Origin of the sequence: Parapedobacter sp. ISTM3 (assembly GCF_016533505.1) — a bacterium.
Taxonomy (GTDB): Bacteria; Bacteroidota; Bacteroidia; order Sphingobacteriales; family Sphingobacteriaceae; genus Parapedobacter; species Parapedobacter luteus.
In genome coordinates, this window is the sequence record NZ_JAENGN010000025.1 from 13870 (window position 1) to 34600 (window position 20731).

The 20731-nt window shown below is 50.5% G+C and carries 21 protein-coding genes; 20 read left to right on the plus strand and 1 reads right to left on the minus strand.

Annotated elements, in window-relative coordinates; translation table 11 throughout:
- Nucleotides 1-61 precede the first annotated feature (61 nt).
- Entirely contained in the window at nt 62-706 is a 645-nt protein-coding gene (locus JHJ32_RS21475) for a rhomboid family intramembrane serine protease (RefSeq protein WP_200122552.1), read from the plus strand.
- Here the strand turns inward: JHJ32_RS21475 and JHJ32_RS21480 are convergent.
- On the minus strand, nt 703-894 hold the full coding sequence (locus JHJ32_RS21480) for a hypothetical protein (RefSeq protein WP_200122554.1): 192 nt from the start codon (nt 892-894) through the stop codon (nt 703-705). The genes JHJ32_RS21475 and JHJ32_RS21480 overlap by 4 nt on opposite strands.
- A 184-nt stretch (nt 895-1078) precedes the next feature.
- Between JHJ32_RS21480 and JHJ32_RS21485 the strand changes: the two genes are divergently transcribed.
- The 19 genes from JHJ32_RS21485 (at nt 1079) to JHJ32_RS21575 (ending at nt 20672) form a co-directional block, all read left to right on the plus strand.
- The gene (locus JHJ32_RS21485; RefSeq protein ID WP_233632793.1) at nt 1079-1366 is read left to right on the plus strand and encodes a helix-turn-helix domain-containing protein; all 288 of its coding nucleotides are present in this window, start codon (nt 1079-1081) and stop codon (nt 1364-1366) included.
- A 105-nt stretch (nt 1367-1471) separates the two neighbouring features.
- Nucleotides 1472-1924 (plus strand): hypothetical protein, encoded by a 453-nt coding sequence (locus tag JHJ32_RS21490; RefSeq protein WP_200122558.1) that lies wholly within the window; start codon nt 1472-1474, stop codon nt 1922-1924.
- A gap of 333 nt (nt 1925-2257) precedes the next feature.
- Entirely contained in the window at nt 2258-2896 is a 639-nt protein-coding gene (locus JHJ32_RS21495; protein ID WP_200122560.1) for a DUF6266 family protein, read from the plus strand.
- 71 nt (nt 2897-2967) lie between these two features.
- Nucleotides 2968-3639: a DUF6266 family protein gene (locus JHJ32_RS21500; RefSeq protein WP_200122562.1), complete on the plus strand. Its 672-nt coding sequence runs from the start codon at nt 2968-2970 to the stop codon at nt 3637-3639.
- Nucleotides 3636-4085 carry a DUF5675 family protein gene (locus JHJ32_RS21505; RefSeq protein WP_200122564.1) on the plus strand — a complete coding sequence of 150 codons (450 nt, stop codon included), beginning with the start codon at nt 3636-3638 and terminating at the stop codon, nt 4083-4085. Before JHJ32_RS21500 ends, JHJ32_RS21505 begins: the two co-directional genes overlap by 4 nt.
- 291 nt (nt 4086-4376) lie before the next feature.
- A complete protein-coding gene (locus JHJ32_RS21510; protein ID WP_200122566.1) occupies nt 4377-4613 on the plus strand; it encodes a hypothetical protein in 237 nt (78 codons plus the stop codon).
- 318 nt (nt 4614-4931) lie between these two features.
- Entirely contained in the window at nt 4932-5885 is a 954-nt protein-coding gene (locus JHJ32_RS21515; protein WP_200122568.1) for a hypothetical protein, read from the plus strand.
- Entirely contained in the window at nt 5866-6804 is a 939-nt protein-coding gene (locus JHJ32_RS21520) for a hypothetical protein (protein ID WP_200122570.1), read from the plus strand. The genes JHJ32_RS21515 and JHJ32_RS21520 overlap by 20 nt, the downstream gene beginning before the upstream one ends.
- Before the next feature lie 159 nt (nt 6805-6963).
- On the plus strand, nt 6964-7719 hold the full coding sequence (locus tag JHJ32_RS21525) for a hypothetical protein (RefSeq protein ID WP_200122572.1): 756 nt from the start codon (nt 6964-6966) through the stop codon (nt 7717-7719).
- Between the two features lie 37 nt (nt 7720-7756).
- A complete protein-coding gene (locus tag JHJ32_RS21530) occupies nt 7757-8179 on the plus strand; it encodes a prepilin-type N-terminal cleavage/methylation domain-containing protein (protein ID WP_200122574.1) in 423 nt (140 codons plus the stop codon).
- Nucleotides 8180-8183: 4 nt separating this feature from the next.
- Nucleotides 8184-8690 carry a hypothetical protein gene (locus JHJ32_RS21535; RefSeq protein ID WP_200122576.1) on the plus strand — a complete coding sequence of 169 codons (507 nt, stop codon included), beginning with the start codon at nt 8184-8186 and terminating at the stop codon, nt 8688-8690.
- A gap of 24 nt (nt 8691-8714) precedes the next feature.
- The gene (locus JHJ32_RS21540; RefSeq protein WP_200122578.1) at nt 8715-10136 is read left to right on the plus strand and encodes a GspE/PulE family protein; all 1422 of its coding nucleotides are present in this window, start codon (nt 8715-8717) and stop codon (nt 10134-10136) included.
- 297 nt (nt 10137-10433) lie between these two features.
- The gene (locus tag JHJ32_RS21545) at nt 10434-10796 is read left to right on the plus strand and encodes a helix-turn-helix transcriptional regulator (RefSeq protein WP_200122597.1); all 363 of its coding nucleotides are present in this window, start codon (nt 10434-10436) and stop codon (nt 10794-10796) included.
- 130 nt (nt 10797-10926) lie between these two features.
- Nucleotides 10927-11637 carry a hypothetical protein gene (locus JHJ32_RS21550; protein ID WP_200122599.1) on the plus strand — a complete coding sequence of 237 codons (711 nt, stop codon included), beginning with the start codon at nt 10927-10929 and terminating at the stop codon, nt 11635-11637.
- A 292-nt stretch (nt 11638-11929) separates the two neighbouring features.
- Nucleotides 11930-12895: a hypothetical protein gene (locus JHJ32_RS21555; protein WP_200122601.1), complete on the plus strand. Its 966-nt coding sequence runs from the start codon at nt 11930-11932 to the stop codon at nt 12893-12895.
- Complete coding sequence (locus tag JHJ32_RS21560; RefSeq protein WP_200122603.1) at nt 12892-13650, plus strand: hypothetical protein; 759 nt, start codon at nt 12892-12894, stop codon at nt 13648-13650. Before JHJ32_RS21555 ends, JHJ32_RS21560 begins: the two co-directional genes overlap by 4 nt.
- Nucleotides 13637-16786: a hypothetical protein gene (locus JHJ32_RS21565; protein ID WP_200122605.1), complete on the plus strand. Its 3150-nt coding sequence runs from the start codon at nt 13637-13639 to the stop codon at nt 16784-16786. The genes JHJ32_RS21560 and JHJ32_RS21565 overlap by 14 nt, the downstream gene beginning before the upstream one ends.
- A 12-nt stretch (nt 16787-16798) precedes the next feature.
- Nucleotides 16799-20353 carry a DUF6443 domain-containing protein gene (locus JHJ32_RS23085; protein ID WP_200122607.1) on the plus strand — a complete coding sequence of 1185 codons (3555 nt, stop codon included), beginning with the start codon at nt 16799-16801 and terminating at the stop codon, nt 20351-20353.
- 16 nt (nt 20354-20369) lie between these two features.
- Nucleotides 20370-20672 (plus strand): hypothetical protein, encoded by a 303-nt coding sequence (locus tag JHJ32_RS21575; protein WP_200122609.1) that lies wholly within the window; start codon nt 20370-20372, stop codon nt 20670-20672.
- The last annotated feature ends 59 nt before the right edge of the window (nt 20673-20731 follow it).

A 20731-nucleotide genomic window follows, 5' to 3' on the forward strand; every position in this document is an offset into this window, starting at 1 on the left:
AGCTTATATTATATTTAGCCACGTTTTACCTATCCTTCACCGGATCTGAAGCTTGCTATCTATGTTTGCTGCACTACATGAGGCGCCATTGTCTTATCTTTTGTCATTGATTATTTTGGCCTTAAGCATCGCCGGTATTTATAAGCCATCGGTAGTCGCCGGGTTGCAGCTGTATCCCTATGCCATATGGCGCGCCAGGCGGTTACATACGTTGTGGAGCTCCGTTCTGGTGCATAATGGCTGGGGCCATTTGCTCGCCAATATGGTGTTTGTACCCATGTACATGGGCGAGGTGGAGTACATGCTGGTAGACGATTTCGGAGCGGCTCCTGGCCGGGCAATACTGCTGGCTACAATCTTCATCATGCCGATGCTGGCCGGATTGGCCACCACCGTTGAGCACAGGCATGACATAGGACATCGATCCGTGGGCGCTTCTTCCCTTATTTTTGGCTATGCCGTGTTTTATTATTGCTATTTGCCGCTCGATAGCGGTATGGCTGGCGGGCCTTTGTTTGGTCAATTGCGTAGCTATCATATCGGTTTTTTGGGAGTTGTCCTGCTTTTGGGAGCGGAGAGACTGAAAATAGGCAAGGCTGCCTCGGTACATTTATACGGTGCCTTGGCAGGCCTTGCGCTTTCCATCTGCATACGGCCTCAGCTCGTCAGTGAAATCTGTCTGCACATCCGTGGCCGTAATGGTTAGAATAACGCGAGCAGGAAACCTGCGGGCCCTAATATGGCACTCGCAAAAAGGCCGGGTCCCATTTTCCATGCCAGCGATCCTTCTCTCCGCTTGCTGCCTTGGATGGTTTCTGCATGCTGGGCGTCCAAGCGGTTCATTCGGCCGGGAATTATCAGCGCAGGTCGTGAATGTGGTTTGGTATACGTCATTGTATGTGTATTTAATGCTTTCCTCCATTGGAAAGCACTTCAAAATTGGTGAAGATTTGTGGTAATGGGTTGGCATTCAGTAGGCTTGTCATTCCTATAGTTATAACAAGTGGCAGGTTGTCATAACTATAGGAATAAGTAGCGAGTGATCCGCATTGGATATTGGTAAAAAATTGATTATGCAATGTACCAAATCGGTAAAAAAGTAAGAGAAGTACGGATGATGCGTAACTATTCGCAGGAATGGGTAGCCATGAAGGCGGGGATAACACAGGGCGCACTATCGAAAATCGAAAAGGGCCTGACCGAACCGAGTGCCGCTACCTTGAAGAAAATTGCGGATTGTCTGGAGGTAGATATCAATGTTTTCTTCGAAAAGCCCGTCTCTAACAGTGTGTGGAGTACAGACTCACTCATCGGAAGACTTATCGCCCGCGTCCGCTATTGGTGGTGGCGCCGGAGCAATCGATGACATCGCTTTTTTGTTGAGCCCGATGAGCATTGCATATAACGACAACGTTATCTAAGTTTGTATCGGTATAACTAACTGATCTATTCACCCTTACCATCCCCATCCTTGGGGCAACGGAGCTCATACGAGCGAAACGGTCTGTTCGGTACAAAACGTTGCGGTGTGGTGTTGGGCTTGCTTATGCCGTTGCCTGGCTGGCCGCTTGGCGGTGGTACTCATCTGTCTATGCACATGATTACCTCCATTACTCAACTCATTACCTTGCTCAGAGAAGCCGTAAACCTGCTGCGCGAAATCGTGGCCGCGCTCCATAAATTGCTTGCCGTCCTTTTGCTTATCGCCCGACAGGGCGTCGATAACCCTCAACTGGCCGAAATCGCGAAGCCGGATACATTGCATGATGCCAAATACGCCGCCGAACGCATCGGCGTGGTAGATAAGACGCTCTCGAGGCTCATCAAAAAGGGCCTGCTACCCATACACAGCTATGTCAACCGTAAGCGGCAATTCCTGGAAAGTGACATTGAACGCTGCCGTAGATTTTACCGGGATGAATAAGGACTCCTACTGCGCTTCTACTGGACTCCTACTGGACTCCTACTGGACTCCTACTGCCCGCACAGTACAAGCCCAGTACAAGCCCAGTACGAGCGCGGTACGAGCGGGGAAGCACCGCCGGGCGGGGACTTTGTTACAATCCACTCCGTATACCGGACATGTAGCAGACAGTTAACGGACAAAATCGAGTAGTTGCCCGACACTTAGCGGACAATCGTTTGTGAAGGGTAGTTGATTGTTTGCCAATGGTTTATGTTTGCGTTGTTCGTGCTGGGCTGCCTTGGGCAGGGCACGGGCAACGTGAATAAGTTTTACTTTTTAATTACTGATAATATGGCAAAATTCATAAACGGTGCGATAGGCACCTTTTCCGGAAAAGTAGGTAGCATCATTGGCAGCAGTTGGCGCAGTATCCCTTACATACGAGGTTTGAGCAAGAAGCGCACAAAGCCTTTTTCGGAGGCACAGCTGGCGCAGCAACAACGGTTTGCATTGATGGGGCGGTTTCTGCTTCCGCTGAAAGGTCTGCTGGAAATCGGCCTGGCCAATGTAGACGCCTCCAGGGCAACGCTCTTCAACCGGGCGATGGCTCGTAACTTCTCCGCCGTGACGGGTGAATACCCGAATTTCAGCATTGACTATACGCGCGTGCAGTTGAGTAGCGGTTCGTTAAAGCCGCCACGCGGAATTTCGGTGGCCCTTGCAACTGGACAAGCCTCTATATCATGGAATCCGGTAATCAGCCGGTTCGAGGGTTTTGCGGACGATGACATCTATGTGCTGCTGTACGACCGCGAGCTGGACTTGTTCTATACGTCGGACGATATCGTGCAGCGGTCTGCCGGGCAGGTAGACATTCCGCTCGATGCCGATACCGGGGGCCATACGGCAGATATCTGGTTGTTTGCCGTGAGCCGTAATGGAGTCCGCATTTCCAACACGGTGTATGCCGGATCGCATGTATTGGAATAAGCAGGAGGCGCAATGCGCCATGGTAAAACCGAACCGGGGTCTTGTACCCCGGTTCCACTAAGTGACGGATTATGGCAAAACTGATTAATCTTTTTACGTTTTCAGGCGCTATCGGTGATCTGGTGGGGTGCCACGGACCCAATGGATTTTACCTGCGCAGCAGGCCAAGGAAGCCCGTTAAACCACCCACGGTGCGCCAGTTGGAAGCTCGTGCCAAGCTGGTACTGGCCATGGAATTCCTCCGGCCGCTCCGCGAGATCATCTACCTTGGCTTCGGGAAGCAGGTAGACAAGGGCTCCAAAACAGGGGCACTCAACCGGGCGGCTGCCGGCATCATCCGCCATGCGGTAGTCGGCAATTATCCGAAGTTGGCGATTGATCCCGCCCGGGTGCAATTGAGCATGGGCAATGTGATGCCCTTGGCTGATCTCACGCTGACGATGGATGCTGGCTGGATACGTGTATCGTGGGGCGTTAAACTAAACCGGCTGAATGCGTTCGGGGATGATGTTGTCTATCTGCTGGCATATCATCCGGAAGACGGCGCGTTGACCGTGGGCGAAACGCAGCGCCAGGCGGGAGAGCTAATGATAGATGTAGCAGCGGAGCCGCCAGGAAGTGAGCTGCTGGTGTATGCTTGTGTAGCCTTCCGTGATGGCAGTCAATTTTCGGACAGCCAGTTCGTGGGGACCGTAAGCCTACCCACTGCCTATGGTTTAAAAAAACAAAAAATCAAGAAATGAACGAAATGAAAATCATCCGCGTGGCGCAGGGGAAGCACAGTACCCTCAGCCACCTTTATATCGGCAGCCTCTTCTGCTGCTACTTGCTCGAAGACAGCGTGCGCAAGGAGAAGATACAGGGACTTACCTGTATTCCCGAAGGGGAATACCGCCTCAAGCTCAATACGTGGGCGGGCATGAACGCCCGATATGGGCCGAAATATCCCAAGCTCCACAAGGGCATGGTTGAAATTACGGGCATCCCCAATTTTGATCTGGTGTTTATCCATATCGGCAACTACCATACGCAGACGGCGGGTTGCCCGCTCACCGGCTCGTACTGGCAGCTGCTGGATGGCGACTACCAGGTGCTGCACTCGGCGGCGGCATACAAGTACGTATATCCGCTGCTGGTGGGGGAGATGGAGAAAGGGAATAATAGGGTGGTAGTGGAGAATTGGTTTTAGCCCGTTGCTCCACGTCTGGATCCGGTTCGCTTTGATGCCGTCTCCTATGTCGTGTCTGCAACGGGCGTAAAACCCCAAAAGGGGCAGGGTTTTTAATTTTCCCCCCAGCTGCTTAGCAAACCCAAGAGAAACCTAGTGGCGTGAGCAAAGCGAGGGTCACAGTTTCGTTGGGCTTGCTAACAGCCACCCATCCTACGTCGTGTCTGCAACGGGCGTAAAACCTGTGTAGGGTGGTGGAGTTCGGGGTCGAAGGTGGTATATTTCTAAGCTTAAAACAAAAAAACAAAAATCATGGAAACAGAAATAGATAACGTAAATAACAAAGCCGTTGGGCAGTCCGCAGCGGGCAAGCCGACGGTATATGACCGGATAAGGGAAGGGCTGGCGGTGGCCAGCCAGCTTATCATCGCGTCGCCGCTTTCGCTCCCTGCCAAGGTAGTGGCCGTGGCAAAGTATGTGACCCTGGCATTGGGCATATTGGATGCGGTGGAACGCGCGGGAAAAAGTGATGGCAGCGCCGAAAAATAGTGTCTGTAAAAAGCCCCGCTTTCGAGCGGGGTTTTTTGTCCTCAAAACAACAAGCACGGCACAGGTTATTAAAATTTATAGCCCATGCCTATCAATCTATAGCCTATGCCTATCAAATTTATAGCCTGGACGTATTATAGGCAATCGATTCTCAGTGTAGCTTTACTCCGGTTGAAGATAATTCAATTTATGCTTAAACAATGACATTAAAAGCTCATGGCAAAGAGAATTGCTGCGATCTTGTTTTTTTCGCCGCCTATCTGTATCGCGCCATAGTGATTAGCGATCAGCTATCCTTTATAAAATAATTTAACGTACATGAATCAGTTGACACTTGGCTCCATTGTTTATTTCGCGGTGTTTCTTCACGGCCTATCGCAGGTCTCACTAAATGCACAGACATCCTCGGTAATTATACCTTCCAACATTTCGACAGGAAGTCTAGAAAAGAACTTGCTGTTTTATGCAAATAAACGCTATCAGGTAACGAGGCAAGGCCCTAACATTTCGCTGGATGTTCTGTTTGATGGGCGATTCCAACCTACAGAGTCGTCAACGGCTCCGACATTAGCACAGCCATTGGAGATTTTGGTGGAAAATCTACCTCCCCAACATACTCAGCAGGGGGCCTGGATAGGTTGGAGTAGCAGAAATTGGATCCCTACCAGCTTCAAGATTGAAGGGTATAATGTATATAATGGAGTGAATCAATGGGTAACGGTAGCTAATGTGACGAACCATTCGCAAAGGCATTATATGGTAAAAATGCCTGGAGGAAGTTTTTCTAAACTTCGTTTCTCCTTTTATACTGCATCAGGTACAGACGGTCGAATGCAACTATCCCAATTGTTTTATATCCATCCTGAAGCTGTTCAATTATACGATGGGGTCATGGTCAAATATGATGCATCCGGCAACGTAGGGATTGGCACCGCAAACCCTCAAGCCAAACTCGCGGTAAACGGCAACATCCTGGCCAAGGAAGTAAAAGTCAAGACTGACATCAGTGTGCCGGATTACGTATTCGAGCCGGACTACGAACTGCAGGCATTGGCCGATGTGGAAGCCTATGTGAAAAAGCACAAGCACCTGCCGGAAATCCCTTCAGCCAAGGATATTGAAAAGGACGGGCTTGACCTCGCGGAGATGAACCTGCTGCTGTTGAAGAAAGTGGAGGAGCTGACGCTGCATCAAATCAAGCTGCAAAAGCAGCTCAATGAATTGACCAAACGATTGGAAGAAAAAGGAGTTAATGATGAAACGAACAATTAAAACATTAACCACGGCACTTATCATGCTGGGTTGGACAGCGGCCTTATCACAGGTAACGGAACTCGCTCCGGGTAATTACCGTAGCATAGTCATCAACCCAACGGGCAACGGAGACCATACAAGAGGCCTGATCCTGCTGCATGAAATGTACGATGGGGCTAATTTGAATATGAATTATGCCATCGGCACGATTACGGCGTTAAGAGGAAACGCCGGAGGGGTGAACCGCTTGAATATCGCTCAAGTCAACTCTTCATCGGCTTACCAATCGACATCGGCACACTTGGTATCCATAGATAATTCTTCCGTTTGGAAGTTAAAGACCTGCCGTTACAATGGTAAGAAATACCTGGCTATTGAAGTTCCTTATTCGCCGCCCTATCATAACCACGGATTTAAGTTTGTCGGATGGACAGTGTCCAGCGCGGAAAATATGAGGTATGTGTCGTATGAGCAGAGCGGTACTCCCGTAAATACCAATGTGTTGTCAGAAATCGCGGATTACCAGCCGAATATGCCAATCACGCAATACGCTTCTTCATTCACCATACATGGGAATGTGGGGATTGGCGCCAGTCCGACGGAGAAGCTTTCTGTAAATGGCAACATCCGCGCAAAAGAGGTAAAGGTTGAGATGGCAAACTGGCCGGACTACGTGTTCGGGGAAGAGTATGACCTTATGCCGCTCCCGGTATTGGAGTCTCATATCAAAACCCACGGTCATCTGCCGGGTATCCCCAATGCCCAAGAGGCCGAAGCTGAAGGTATCGGCTTGGCCGAGATGAACCGTAAGCTATTGGAAAAAGTGGAGGAACTGACGCTGCATCTGATTGAGAAGGATAAGGAAAACAAGTTTTTACAGGGGAGGCTATCAGCCATTGAACAGCATATCGGTATAAAACAGTCATATGAGAAATAGCCTTTTGAGTAATCGGCAACCTGGCGGAGCTGATAGGCTCAACCTATCAAATTTATAGCCTATGCCTATCATTTATAGTCTATGCCTATCAAATTTATAGCCTGAACGTGGGCGGGGTTTGTATTGCCTTGCATAGCTTTGCGGGTAAAGGAAGAGGACATGAAAAAATTAACAACATTGCTATTTCTGTCTGTGGCCGTAATGTTAGGCTTCGCACAAAATAACACATTCCCAACTGCCGGCAATGTTGGAATAGGAACCAGCTCACCTCAAGCTTTGCTCCACACGCAGCTTCCCAAAAGTAGCGGGCCCGAATATCCAACCGCAACCTCCAAGGGAGATATATTGCACTATTTCACTGCGCATAACAATGCGTTGGAATTTGGTTTGGCACGGGGCGACAACACTCGACGGGCTTGGATACTTGCGAGACATGCCAGTATTTCGGGTTATGGCCATCATTATTCTACATTGCACCTTCAGCCGCAATTGGATGTTGCCACCCATTATCGAGGTGTGGCTATCGGCTACCCCGCATCTGTGACGGTGCCTGTCCAGGTCGGCTTAGCCGTCAATGGCAATGTAGGGATTGGCACCACCAACCCGCAGGCAAAACTTGCCGTAGAAGGCAACATCCTGGCCAAGGAAGTAAAGGTCAAGACTGACATCAGTGTGCCGGATTACGTATTCGAGCCGGACTACGAGCTGCCGGCACTGGCCGATGTGGAAGCCTATGTGAAAAAGCACAAGCACCTGCCGGAAATCCCTTCAGCCAAGGATATTGAAAAGGACGGGCTTGACCTCGCGGAGATGAACCTGCTGCTGTTGAAGAAAGTGGAGGAGCTGACGCTGCATCTGATTGAACTAAGAAAAGAGTTGGATGCCATGAAAGCCGAACGGCGGCATGGACTGTGAAATGTTTTTAAATAATCGCACAAATCTGCATGAATTTATGAAAAAGACGAAGCCTACGTGGAAGAACAGAAAACTTAGGGCTTTCTCCCTTACCGAAGTGCTGGTGGTGCTGGTCATCATCGGAATTATCATCTTACTTGCATTGCCTAACCTCATGCCGCTGATTACCAAGGCTAAAAGTACGGAGGCTAAAGGTCAGTTGCAGCATGTGTATACTTTACAGAAAAATCAGTTTTATGAGCGATCGACGTATAGCGCCAACCTCGAAGATATAGGCTTTGAACAGGAGAAGCTGGTCAGTGATGGCGGCCAGGCCAATTACCGCATCGAAATGGTGCATGCCAGTACCAGTGATTTCGTGGCCCGTGCGACGGCGGTGGTAGATTTCAATGGCAATGGGGTATATAATGTATGGGAGATTGATCAGGACAAAAACCTCCGCGAAGTGACTAAAGATTGACGCAATGATGCTCTGGGCGATGGTAATAGGGTTGCTTGCCTTGGTCGTATGGCAGGATTTTAAGCATAGAGCGGTATTAACATGGCTATTCCCGTTGCTGGTGCTGCTGGCCATTAGCCACTCCGTCGTCCTTCAAGTGTTTTCCTTTGCCGTGGTTCTGACCAACTTGGCTATTGTTGTGGTACAGCTGGCTCTGCTGAACCTGTTGCTATACGGGAAGCAAAAAAAATGGCTAATGCGCGGTGAGCACTGGCTGGGCTGGGGCGATGTGGCCTTTTTTGCCGTGTTGACCTGCTGCTTCTCTACGGTCAATTTTATCGTATTTTATGTAGCGAGCCTCACTATCGTATTGCTGGCGACGCTGCTGACCCTCGCACTGGGGCGCCGGGTGGCTACTATCCCCCTGGCTGGTGGGCAGGCTGCACTGCTTGTCATCGTGTTGCTGGCAGATCATGCCCATTGGGGCAGGCGGTTGTACGTCGATATCGATATCATGAAGTTTATACCTTAGTTAGCGCTCATACATTCCGGTCAAATGGAAGAATTAGAACTGAATCCTGACGATCTCAAGCTTGTAAATGCCCAGCAGGCCTGGCATTATCGCGTCATCCCGCAGCAGCAGGGTAATTATCTGTTGTGCTATACCGACCGCGAAACCGGCTTACAGGAGGTCAGTGAAGAACTGGAGATGATCACCGGTATGGAAGTCGCTATCGAGACGCTTCCGCAGGCTATTATTACCAAATACCTTAATAAACATTACTTGCGTGAAGATGTGGAACGGTCCGCCAAATCAGGGGCGTATTTGGGCGAATCTGCCGACTTTCTTGCCGAGCTTATCGCCGAAGCGCGCCGCCTCAAAAGCAGCGATATCCACATGGAGATTTATGAAGAACGCTGCCGTGTACGCATCCGCATCGACGGGCAGATGATTGAGCGGTATAAGCTCGAGAAGCTGGCGTATCCTGCTGTCATCAATAAGATAAAAATCCTATCGGGCTTAGATATTGCCGAAAAGCGGCTGCCGCAGGATGGACGCATCAATTTCGACAATGGGCAGTACAAGTTTGATATCCGGGTATCCATCCTCCCTACATTGCATGGCGAAAAAGTAGTGCTTCGCCTGTTGAACAACGATGCCACCAACATTTCGCTGGATACGCTGGGGTTTTCCCCACAGGATTTGCGGCATTACCTTGAAGGCGTACAGCGCCCCAATGGCATGGTGCTCATCAGTGGCCCTACCGGATCGGGCAAGACGACTACCCTATACGCCACGCTGAAGCTATTGAATAAAGAAACACGGAATATCCTTACCATCGAAGATCCCATTGAATATACGCTGGAAGGCATCAATCAGGTACAGCTCAAGGAGAGTATTGGGCTCACGTTTGCGTCCGCGCTGCGTACGTTCCTGCGTCAAGACCCCGATGTGATTATGGTAGGGGAGATACGCGATGTAGAGACCGCCGCCATGGCCATCCGGGCGTCCCTTACCGGACACTTGGTGCTCTCCACCATCCATACCAATTCGGCTTGGGGCACGGTCTCACGGCTTATCGATATGGGCATTCCGCCGTTTCTGCTGGCCAACACGCTCAACACAACGGTAGCCCAGCGCTTGGTGCGGCTGCTTTGCCCAGCATGCAAGCAGGAGACGGCCTTTGATCAGGCGCTTTATCCCCGCAATTTTATTCCCTATAAGGCTGTTGATAGCCATTGCGTTCCAAGGGGGTGTGACCAGTGCCATCATACCGGATACCGTGGGCGTGCCGCCATATATGAGATTATCCCAATAGACAGGGCATTGGCAGAGAAAATTAAGCGCAATGAATACGATATCCAGCACAACCTTGCCCAGATGGAAATCAAAACGCTGGCAGAGAATGCGTTTTCGCTGTTTGCAGATGGTTACACATCCATTGAGGAGATTTATCCATTGCTTTTTAGTTTTTAAAAAATGCCATTCACTATGCGAAAATACACCAAAATAGGTATTGCCATTGTCCATGAAATACAATAAGTTTGTTTATAAAAAAAGGAATGACATGAATACATCGACCGGACCGTCATCGTGCAAACAAAATGTAATTAATGATCAAGCTGTTAACGCTGAAAACCGTTAGCTTACCGGTCGTTTTGTTGAAATGTACATAAAGCATAGCCTGAACCTGAAAAAACTGACGTGTATATGTTTGGCTATTGCGAAAGTGTCCTAAAGACAAATAATTATAGTCAAACAAATTTATACATTATGCCTAAGCGAGTTGATGCCATCATTCGGACAAACCTAATCAAATTCAGAGCTGAAAAGCGGTATTCACAACGCGAGGTTGCACTCGTATTGTCCATATCGCAGCCTTCCTATAATCAAATGGAAACGGGACACACCCGTGTCGCAGCAAGCCAACTGTACGTGTTGGCCAAGTTTTACGATGTTCCCGTTCAGCTTTTTTTTGTAGAGGATGCCAAGCTAAACGATGACTACCAGCGATTGAGCGATGAGAATAGGACGCTGCAGGAGCAAATAACAAGTTATCAGGCGGTCATGGATTTCTATTACAAGCGCGTAAAAGAATTGGAGACAAAAGTGTCGCATTCGGGGCAGAAACGATAGCTCCCCTTGGACAGGCGCCAGCTAAGAAACGGCACACGATAGGTTGGCTTCGGTAAATCCATGATAAAGTAATGTCTATCTAATGGGGTACTGATAACCAATGTTATATGTATTAACAAAAACTAGTGTGATGAAGAAATCCATTCGATATTTAATAATTATTGTGATTAACTGCGCCTTTAACCCCATTGTCTTCGCACAGGGTTTGGGAATAATGAAAGGCGATTTTCTGGAGATTGGCCGTATTGCAGGTACGACACCGCCCCCCAACCCTAATGTCGTCAAGAATCTCTTTTGGTTATTGAGAGACGCAGATGGGCGCGATTGGTATACAGCGAGGTTTCATGATGGAATCTCAATAGATGCATCGTTTTTGACTCCTGCCGTAAGCACAAAAACATGGTGGGAAAGGGATCCACATCATGATATCCAATCGTGGGGAAATGCCTCGGCAACCTATCTTACCATTAATGCTGGCAATGTAGGCATCGGTACGGCTACGCCCCAAGCCAAGCTGGCGGTAAACGGCAATATCCTGGCTAAGGAGGTAAAGGTGAAAACGGACATCTCCGTGCCGGACTACGTATTTGCACCGGAGTACGAGCTGCCTGCCTTGGCCGACGTGGAAGCTTATGTAAAGGAACACCGGCACCTGCCGGAAATCCCCTCTGCGAAGGACATTGAACGTGACGGGCTGGACCTCGCCGAAATGAACCTGCTGCTGCTGAAAAAGGTGGAGGAGCTCACGCTGTACATCGTCGGGTTAAAAAAGGGGAATGAGGAGCACGCAGCTGAAATAGACAGGTTGAAAACAACCGTCAACCAGTTGCTGCAACAGTGAAAAGCTGGTATGACCGGCTTACTCAAAGTTACTCCTTCAAAATAATCGGACGACTCATTGTTTAACCTCGCTTGCGGGTTTTTTTTGTGAATTTGATAGGTGTAGCCTATCAAATTTATAGCCTATGCCTATCAAATTTATAGCCTGGACGTAGTAATCGGACAGCTTCGATTGCTTAGCTTTACTTCCATAGGTGATAGCCTAAACAGCGCTTAAATTATCAGACTTCAAGCTCAGTACCGGGCCGTCAATAATGAAATCAAACAATCAAAAACAGATAACTACCGAATGTATGGGAAGAATACTAAAACCACTGTTCGCCCTCTATGTCTTGATGGGAGGGTTAAGTACAACAAAAGCGCAGACGACGCTGCACGGCAGTTACAAAGCAGTGACCATTGCCCTGGACCAGAACGTGCCGTATTCCAGGAGCCTTATCCTGCTTCATGAAATGTACAACGGGGCGTTGCTGCCCAATAACTACGCGGTGGGCACCATCATGGCGATAAGAGGTGCGGCCAATGCTTATCAGCGGCTCAATGTCGTGGATATCCGCTCGTCATCGGCTTACAATACCACCGCTGCAGCCCTAACGTCGAACGACGGCGATGCTTACGGCGCCACGGCGACGTGGGCACTGAAGACCTGTATGTATAATGGGAAGAAGTACCTTGCCCTGCAAGTGCCCTATCTTGGAGGCCAGCATTCCGGAGGTTACCATTTTGTGGGATGGATCCAATCCAGTGGGGAATCGCTGAAAGCAGTGACCTACGATGTCAACGGCGTGCCGCAAAATCAGAACATATTGACAAATATCGCAGATTACACCCCGAATATGGCAGAACACCACCTGGCCGGTAGATTACTGGTAAACGGCAATGTAGGCATTGGCACCACCAATCCGCAAGCCAAGCTGGCGGTAAACGGCAATATCCTGGCTAAGGAGGTAAAGGTAAAGACGGATATCTCCGTGCCGGACTACGTATTTGCACCGGAGTACGAGCTGCCTGCATTGGCCGACGTGGAAGCTTATGTAAAGGAACACCGGCACCTGCCGGAAATCCCTTCGGCGAAGGATATCGAGCGCGACGGCCTGGATCTCGCCGAGATGAACCTGCTGCTGCTGAAAAAGGTGGAAGAATTGACGTTGCATTTGATTGAGAAGCACCATGAAAATCGGCAGCTTCGGGAACGTTTGACAAACGTTGAACAACAGATAAGTGAACTGATTACAAACCAGAAAAGCCAGAAGCCATGAAGCAAATATTATCTATTGGAATATTGATTTTTTTGGTTAAAGTCGGGTTTGCTCAGACGCAGACAAATACCTTTCCATCGAATGGAAATGTGGGAATAGGTATTCTGGGACCACAGTATAGCATAGACGTTAATAAAGAAATACCTGAGATTCGGCTGCTTGAAACGACATCTGGCAATCGAAGACGATTTGAAGTGAGCGTAGGTCGATTTGGAAATGAAATCACTTTTCTTTCTTCTTATGGTACGGGTGGAAACTATCCATTTGTTTTTCGCTTTGGTGGTGGTGTACAGGAGGTTATGCGGATTACGAGAATCGGCGATGTAGGCATTGGCACCACCAATCCGCAAGCCAAGCTGGCGGTAAACGGCAATATCTTGGCTAAGGAGGTAAAGGTAAAGACGGATATCTCCGTGCCGGACTACGTATTTGCACCGGAGTACGAGCTGCCTGCATTGGCCGACGTGGAAGCTTATGTAAAGGAACACCGGCACCTGCCGGAAATCCCTTCGGCGAAGGACATCGAGCGCGACGGCCTGGACCTCGCCGAAATGAACCTGCTGCTGCTGAAAAAGGTGGAGGAGCTGACATTGCATTTGATTGAGAAGGAACAAATAATCGAGGAAAACTCCCGTAATATCGTCGCACAGCACAAACTGATCGATGATCAAAATACCAACATTCTCCGGCTGCAACGACGTATGGAACATATCGAAAATAATCTGAATAAACCCTTAGACCATGAAGAGAAGTAATAAAATCGGATTGCTGTTCGTATTTGCAGTATCATTACTGCAATCTTACGGGCAAAATAGGCAGGTAATCATCCCTCCCAATCCCGAGGCTGCAGCTCTTGGCAGATATGGAGAATACCCTGTTGACCTTTCTAGTGGTTTGGCAAAAATAGATATTCCATTGTTTCGGATTACTACAAGAGAACTAGATATCCCTGTCAGCATTTCTTATCATGCTTCGGGGATAAAGGTCAATGACATCGCCTCACCTGTTGGAATGGGATGGACCCTCAATGCCGGTGGTGTTTTGACTAGGACTGTCCGCGGCAGGGCAGATGAAGGAACCTTTGGATGGCTACACCAATCTTTCATGAGCACTCAACAGATTTTGGCATCTACTAATACGAGCACTGTCTACAACTACCTGCAGCCTCGAGCCGATGGCAATACAGACAATGAGTCGGACCGGTATCATTTCAACGTAGCCGGCTTGGCCGGTAGTTTCGTGTATGACTCAAATAAGCAGCTCGTCCAGATTCCCTATAGCGATAATCGGATCACTGGCAATATGACATCAGGTTACACGATCACCGGCCCCGATGGAACAGTTTACATCTTCAACGTCCAAGAAAGTACTGCCGTAAACGGCGGCCCATCCGCGGTAACGGCACTTTACTTAAGCAAAATCATTTCTACGTCTAAATCAGATACCGTTGAGTTTATTTATGAGACCGACGCAAGCCATTATAATGATATATACACTAGTTTTATACGGCATACCAACAGTGGCGCTCCTGAGTGGGTGCCCCAGAGTATGTTCGGGTTCAGTACGTCGGTCTTTTTTACAAACAGCACCAAGGTGCTGAGGCGCATTGTGTTTCCGGGTGGGGAGGTTGAAATCTCTCTTTTGGGCGATCGTAAAGACAGACGAAAGAATCGAATACAACGCATCGCGTTGAAGAATAAGGCAGGGGAAACCATTAAGGGTTTCCGCTTTGAGCATAGCTATTTTGAGTCAACGCCGGTACAGCCACCCGATTATTCCAATAGAAACAATAATTTGGATTATAGATTGAGGTTGGACGCACTGCATCTGGAAACAAACACAGGAGCCTCGTTAGGTAAATATAATTTTGCCTACAATTCGGCTAGATTGCCGATTTATTATGCGGGAGGTACGCGGACGAATGCTAAAACACATTTTGGGCAAGACTATTGGGGCTACTACAACGGGGTCACTTCCAATGATAATTTTATACCCACGGTCCCCGGCCTACCTGGCGGGGCGAACCGCAATATCTCGGTTTCACATGCACAGGCATGTATTCTGACGGGGATAACATACCCAACGGGTGGAGTTACCACGTTCACCTATGCGGGAAACCACAGCGGTGAATTGCGCGGGGGACTTCGAATCGCTTCAATTACCGAAAATGCCAATGATGGGACGCCTGCGAAAACACGGTCGTTTGCTTATCAGGAAGGATATCTTACCGATTTTCATGGTTTTTTGTTTTCTCAGAACAACTTTAGTTTCTCTTACTATGTGTCTAACCTCGATCTTAACTATCTAGCACATGTGTCTGTGTCAGATCCGCTGCTTCCGTTGAGCAACAATTCAGGAAACTCGGTTTTCTATCGACTTGTCACCGAGAATATTTCCAGCGCTGGGGTGGCAAACGGGAAAATCGAGTACGAGTATGAGTTTCAAGCGGATAGCGGATATAGTACTGGCGTTTCCGGTCCGCCGGGCGGTTTTCTGGCGCTCCGATACCCTTTTTATATCGCCGGGACCTCATGGGCTCGTGGTCCGTTGAAACGCGAGACGGTTTATAAATCTGTTTCGACTTCCTTTGTGCCGGTTAGGAAAACGGTGCATACCTACAGTCGTTATAAATGGAACGCTATCAAAACGGGGAATAGTGTTTTCGCGAGCTTTCGGTATGTGAATGGTGTGCCTAGCCCAGCTGACGCGAATTCGGCGAGGACGAGGTATCAGTTTTTTGATATCGAAACGCGGCTGGGAGTCAAGAAGTTGACCCGTACGATGGTCACTACCTACAATTCTACTACGGATTCTGTCGTCGAAATGACGGACTACGCCTACGATGGGATGAACTTGGGCCAACCACATTATCAAATGTCAAAAAAGACTACTGCCCGAAGCGACGGAAGCAAAGAAATAGCTTACCACACTTACCCACTGGATTATGGAAATACGTTCGGTTTTATTTATGATATGAAGAATAACAATATTATCAGCAAGCCCATCGAAAGCGTCCTATATAAAGAAGTAGGTAGCACACGGACAATACTAGCGGGTAATATAACTACGTATAAGCTCGGTGGGAGGGGGCTTGTCGATCAACTGCTCGAATTGGAAACAGCTGCTCCATTAGCATTGGGCACATTTAAAATGAGCAACCGGGTGCTTGGGCAATTTCCGTCAGCCGCAAACGGTGGCGGATCCTATTCACCCGATGCACGGTATCAGCCGCGGCTAACTTATAACAATTACGACAGCAGAAGCAATCTGTTGCAAGTAACGGAGATAGGTGGCCCTACCGCCAGCTACCTGTGGTCATATAGCGGCCAATATCCTATTGCTGAGGTTAGAAATGCCGTACAGGGAGATATTGCGTATGCTGGCTTCGAATCGGATGGAAAAGGTAACTGGGTGTACGCTGGGACTGCTGTGGACGATGTGACGGCGCCAGGCGGGCGTCGAGTTTACAGGCTTTCTGCCGGAAGTCTTCAGAAGACGGGGTTATCCCCTTCAAGGGATTACCTGCTAACATACTGGGTACATCCATCAGCGCCTTCGACATTGACGGTATCCGGTAGCTCAGGAGCCGTGATATCGGCTGCCACTGCTTTAGGCACATACCGCGGCTGGACGCACTACAAACGTATTATCCGAACCAGTACCTCGGTTACAATTTCAGGGGCAGCGAAGGTCGACGAAATCAGGTTACATCCGCTTGGCGCATCAATGGATACATACACGTACGATCCGGTGGTGGGGGTGACCAGTCACGCCGACGCTTCAGGTAGTATGAGGTACTATGATTACGATGGGTTCGGAAGGCTGCGCCGTATCCGAGATCAAGAGGATAAGATTGTGGAAGACTATAGGTATAATTACCGAGGCAACTAATAAAGGAACATCATGAGAAGTGTATTCATATACCATATTGTTATTGTCGAAAAGTTATTTTTGATTGTTACGGCATTTGGTCTGATGTCGCCGCAGGTTGCTTTCGCACAGTCGGCCAATCCCACGTACAGCAGTTATTCGGGCCAGTCTGAGCTGAGCGGGACGCAGAGCGTGCGGCTATTGCCGGGCTTCCATGCCCCGGCGGGGAGCACGCTGCGGGTGTTCATCGCATCGGATACGGATCTGCTGGGCACGGTGAGCGGGAACCAGAACTACGTGCAGAAAACGGTTTACCTCCGGCCGGTTGGCTCACCGGTGAAGGTGTCCGACGCGATGCGTGACATCGTGTACTACGACGGGCTGGGCCGTCCCCTGCAGGAAGTGCAGGTGCAGGCTTCGGGGGGCAGCGGGTTCAAGGACCTGGTGAGGCCCATCAGCTACGATGCGTACGGGCGGCAGGAATACCAATACCTGCCCTACGCGACGGCCACGGGCGTGGGTGGAGCGTTCAAGGCGGGGGCGGTGGCGCAGCAGGGCAGCTACTATGCAAATTCATCAACGGTTCCGGCCGGACAGACCGCCCACTCGTATCCCTACAGCCGCACGGTGTTCGAGCCCTCACCGCTGAACCGGGTGGTTGAGCAGGGCTTCCCGGGCGCGGTTTGGCAGCCGGCGGGAAGCCGGGGGACGGGTTCGGGGCGGACGGTTATGACGGCCTACGCGGCAAACAACCTGTCGGCGTTCGCCGACCCCGCCAGCACGCGCAAGGTGGCCAATTACCGCGTCACACTCGACGGCAACGGTGTGCCGTCGCTGGTGCTCAGCGGCGCCTATGCCGCCAACCAGCTGTACGTTACGGTGACCAGGGACGAAAACTGGACATCCGGCCGGGCCGGCACGGTGGAGGAATACACGGACAAGCAGGGGCGGCTGCTGTGCCGCCGGACGTTCACGGGGGGGACGGCGTCCTCGGCGCTGGTGAGCACGTATTATGTCTACAACGACCTGGGGCAGCTGTCGTTTGTGCTGACGCCTGAGATGAACCCGGACCGTGGGGAGACGCAGCCCAGTGCGGCGGATCTGGACCGGTTTGCCTATCAGTACCGCTACGACGGGAGGGGGCGGGTGAAGGGCAGGAAGGTGCCGGGCAAGGACTGGGAGTTTTACGTGTACAACGCCATGGGGCAGGTGGTGATGACGCAGGACGGACGGCAGCGGTCGGAGAAGGATTCCGGGGGGAAGGAATACATGGGGTTTACGAAATATGACGGACAGGGGCGGGTGGTGATGGCCGGGGTTGAAAAGGGCCATGCCGGCGGTACGCATCCGGCTGCTGCGGCCGATTATGCGCAGGGAATCGTCAACGGGCACAATGCGCAGTGGGAGGAACGTTCGGTGGCGGCCGGGAACCTTCACGGCTACACCAACCGGAGTGTGCCCTTCGGGGACGAATCGGGCAACCCGCCGAGCATGGATGTGCTGGAGGTGCATTATTATGATCGGTATGACGGCATCCCGGGATTGCCTCACAACCAGTCGGGGAGCCACAGCAAGCTGGTGCACGGCAAACTGGTTGCCAGCAAGGTGAAGGTGCTGGGCACGGGCACGTACCTCTGGACGGTTTACTACTACGACGACCGGGGCAACGTGGTGCGGGAGTGGCGGCAGCACCTGCTTGGCGGCAGTCCGGCTGCCACGAAGTTTGACGATATCCTCCGGGAATACAGCTTTACAGGCCGGGTGACCAGGGAGACCAGGAGGCACCACACGACGAATGGTTCCACGCCGGAGGTGACGGTGGTGACCGAATACGAATACGACCACCGCAACCGCCTGGCGAACACCTGGAAGCGGGTGAACACCGGCACGCGTGTGCTGCTTTCGAAGAATGAATACAACGAGGTGGGCCAGCTGCGCCACAAGCGGCTCCACAGCACGGACGGGGGCAGCAGTTACGGACAATCGGTGACCTACGGCTATAATCCAAGGGGCTGGCTGGCGGATGCCAATGCGCCGCTTTTCCGGGAGGAGCTGGGATACAACGCCGGGAGCTCGCCGCAGTACAACGGGAACATCTCGAGCCAGCGCTTCACGCGCCACAACGCTGCGCAGGCCCTTCACACGGAAGTGTACAGCTACAGCTACGATGCGTTCGGCCGGCTTACGGAAGGGGTGATGGGCGGGGGCAAGGGCCGCGAGACACTGGGCTACGACAAGAACGGCAACATCAGGACGCTGGTGCGTACCGATGCGTCGGCAGCGGTGGTGGACAACCTCACGCTGAACTACACGGGCAACCGGCTGGTATCGGTGGCGGACGCGGTCACCGCCACTGCGTCCCCGGATTACCAGCTTCCTGGTACGACGGGCTACACGTATGACGCCAACGGGAACATGAAGTCGAGGGTCAACAGCGGGAGCGGCCGGACGGCGAACAATATCACGGGCATCACCTACAACCACCTGGACCTGCCAATCAGTGTGACGGCCACGTCGGGCAACGTGACGTACGTATACGATGCCTCGGGGCGCAAGCTGCGGAGCACGGGGGGCATCGTGGGGCAGACGCGGGACTACATCGACGGCATCGAGTATTACAATGGCACGATGGAGCTTATCCACACGGAGGAGGGGCGTATCCTGCGGAGCGGCAGCACCTACACGTACCACTATTTCCTCCGGGACCACCTGGGGAACAACCGGGTTGGGTTTGCGCAGGGCACGAACGTGACGGCTCCGAACTTCACGATGGACTACTACCCGTTCGGGCTGCAGTACCGGGAGGCGGTTCGCCCGGGCAATCCGAAAAATAACTATCTTTACAACGGGAAGGAGTTGCAGGACGGGCTGAAGCAGTATGACTACGGCGCAAGGTTCTATGACCCGTACATTGGCAGGTGGGGAGCGGTGGACCCGCTGGCAGATGAGTTTGACAATGTGTCGCCCTATAACTATGCTCTGAATAATCCTTTGCGGTATATCGATCCGGATGGGATGGCTGCATCGGACACCACGATAAGAGACGGGGGATTTCTTCAGGAAGTATGGGTTAGAGCGAATAACTTCCGTTGGCCGACTTGGACATACCATATCCCAATCTTAGGTGCAGCCGCCGAAAGTGGTAACAATCTTGCCGATGGTAACTACTTGCTATCGGCAGGGAATTTCGGAACTTCATTGGCCGAGTTATATACAGCGGGATTATTAAGTGAAGTTAAAATCGGTACTTCGCTAACCAAAGAGACCGTAAATACGGTTAGTAGAAATACCACTCGAAACATTGCAAAAAAGATACATGCAGGTAAGCAGGGTAAACATATTTTGGGGCACAATAACTATCAAAAAGGCAAGAGTGTTTTGAAGTCTGATGCCCAACAACTCTTGGACGATTTCCATGCGGGCAAAGTGAAGGTGTCAGAAGCAATAGACGAAGTGAAAACAAGAGTTGATTTCGGAAAAGTGATAGGTGATTATATAAATCCGCAAACCGGGGCTGCGATGCCAACAACAAAGGGCATTATAGTGAATAGTCACACAGGTGCTCATATCATCCCAGCGCGACCATAAAGACATTAAAATGAACATGAACGAGATAGAAATAAGGCAAGCGCTATTGATTTCAATGCAGAGGGCATTGTGGGGGAAAATCTATCCTTCTATAAGAGCAGTAGCTGTTGGATTTGAAGATATCCGCAAACTTAAAGTCATTTGTTATCTGGACAGGGAGCCAAGAGACGAAGATTATGAAAATCTTGGTGAAGTGACGGCCGAAGTGTGTGCCGATATTGACTTTAAGGAAGTTGAAGAGCACTGCGTTTACTCTGTTAAACCCTTCTCTCAATTAAACAGCTTAGCATCTTGGGTTTACATAAGAAAAGAAGAATAATAGCCCAGTATCGGGAATAGATTGATTGAGCCCGGCCGCCCAACGCGCCGGGCTTTTTA

Excerpts from the sequence above, each read along its gene's own strand:
- JHJ32_RS21475 (WP_200122552.1), top strand. The coding sequence starts at position 62 with ATGTTTGCTGCACTACATGAGGCGCCATTGTCTTATCTTTTGTCATTG.
- JHJ32_RS21480 (WP_200122554.1), bottom strand. The coding sequence starts at position 894 with ATGACGTATACCAAACCACATTCACGACCTGCGCTGATAATTCCCGGC.
- JHJ32_RS21485 (WP_233632793.1), top strand. The coding sequence starts at position 1,079 with ATGTACCAAATCGGTAAAAAAGTAAGAGAAGTACGGATGATGCGTAAC.
- JHJ32_RS21495 (WP_200122560.1), top strand. The coding sequence starts at position 2,258 with ATGGCAAAATTCATAAACGGTGCGATAGGCACCTTTTCCGGAAAAGTA.
- JHJ32_RS21500 (WP_200122562.1), top strand. The coding sequence starts at position 2,968 with ATGGCAAAACTGATTAATCTTTTTACGTTTTCAGGCGCTATCGGTGAT.
- JHJ32_RS21505 (WP_200122564.1), top strand. The coding sequence starts at position 3,636 with ATGAACGAAATGAAAATCATCCGCGTGGCGCAGGGGAAGCACAGTACC.
- JHJ32_RS21510 (WP_200122566.1), top strand. The coding sequence starts at position 4,377 with ATGGAAACAGAAATAGATAACGTAAATAACAAAGCCGTTGGGCAGTCC.
- JHJ32_RS21515 (WP_200122568.1), top strand. The coding sequence starts at position 4,932 with ATGAATCAGTTGACACTTGGCTCCATTGTTTATTTCGCGGTGTTTCTT.
- JHJ32_RS21520 (WP_200122570.1), top strand. The coding sequence starts at position 5,866 with ATGATGAAACGAACAATTAAAACATTAACCACGGCACTTATCATGCTG.
- JHJ32_RS21525 (WP_200122572.1), top strand. The coding sequence starts at position 6,964 with ATGAAAAAATTAACAACATTGCTATTTCTGTCTGTGGCCGTAATGTTA.
- JHJ32_RS21530 (WP_200122574.1), top strand. The coding sequence starts at position 7,757 with ATGAAAAAGACGAAGCCTACGTGGAAGAACAGAAAACTTAGGGCTTTC.
- JHJ32_RS21535 (WP_200122576.1), top strand. The coding sequence starts at position 8,184 with ATGATGCTCTGGGCGATGGTAATAGGGTTGCTTGCCTTGGTCGTATGG.
- JHJ32_RS21540 (WP_200122578.1), top strand. The coding sequence starts at position 8,715 with ATGGAAGAATTAGAACTGAATCCTGACGATCTCAAGCTTGTAAATGCC.
- JHJ32_RS21545 (WP_200122597.1), top strand. The coding sequence starts at position 10,434 with ATGCCTAAGCGAGTTGATGCCATCATTCGGACAAACCTAATCAAATTC.
- JHJ32_RS21550 (WP_200122599.1), top strand. The coding sequence starts at position 10,927 with ATGAAGAAATCCATTCGATATTTAATAATTATTGTGATTAACTGCGCC.
- JHJ32_RS21555 (WP_200122601.1), top strand. The coding sequence starts at position 11,930 with ATGGGAAGAATACTAAAACCACTGTTCGCCCTCTATGTCTTGATGGGA.
- JHJ32_RS21560 (WP_200122603.1), top strand. The coding sequence starts at position 12,892 with ATGAAGCAAATATTATCTATTGGAATATTGATTTTTTTGGTTAAAGTC.
- JHJ32_RS21565 (WP_200122605.1), top strand. The coding sequence starts at position 13,637 with ATGAAGAGAAGTAATAAAATCGGATTGCTGTTCGTATTTGCAGTATCA.
- JHJ32_RS23085 (WP_200122607.1), top strand. The coding sequence starts at position 16,799 with ATGAGAAGTGTATTCATATACCATATTGTTATTGTCGAAAAGTTATTT.
- JHJ32_RS21575 (WP_200122609.1), top strand. The coding sequence starts at position 20,370 with ATGAACGAGATAGAAATAAGGCAAGCGCTATTGATTTCAATGCAGAGG.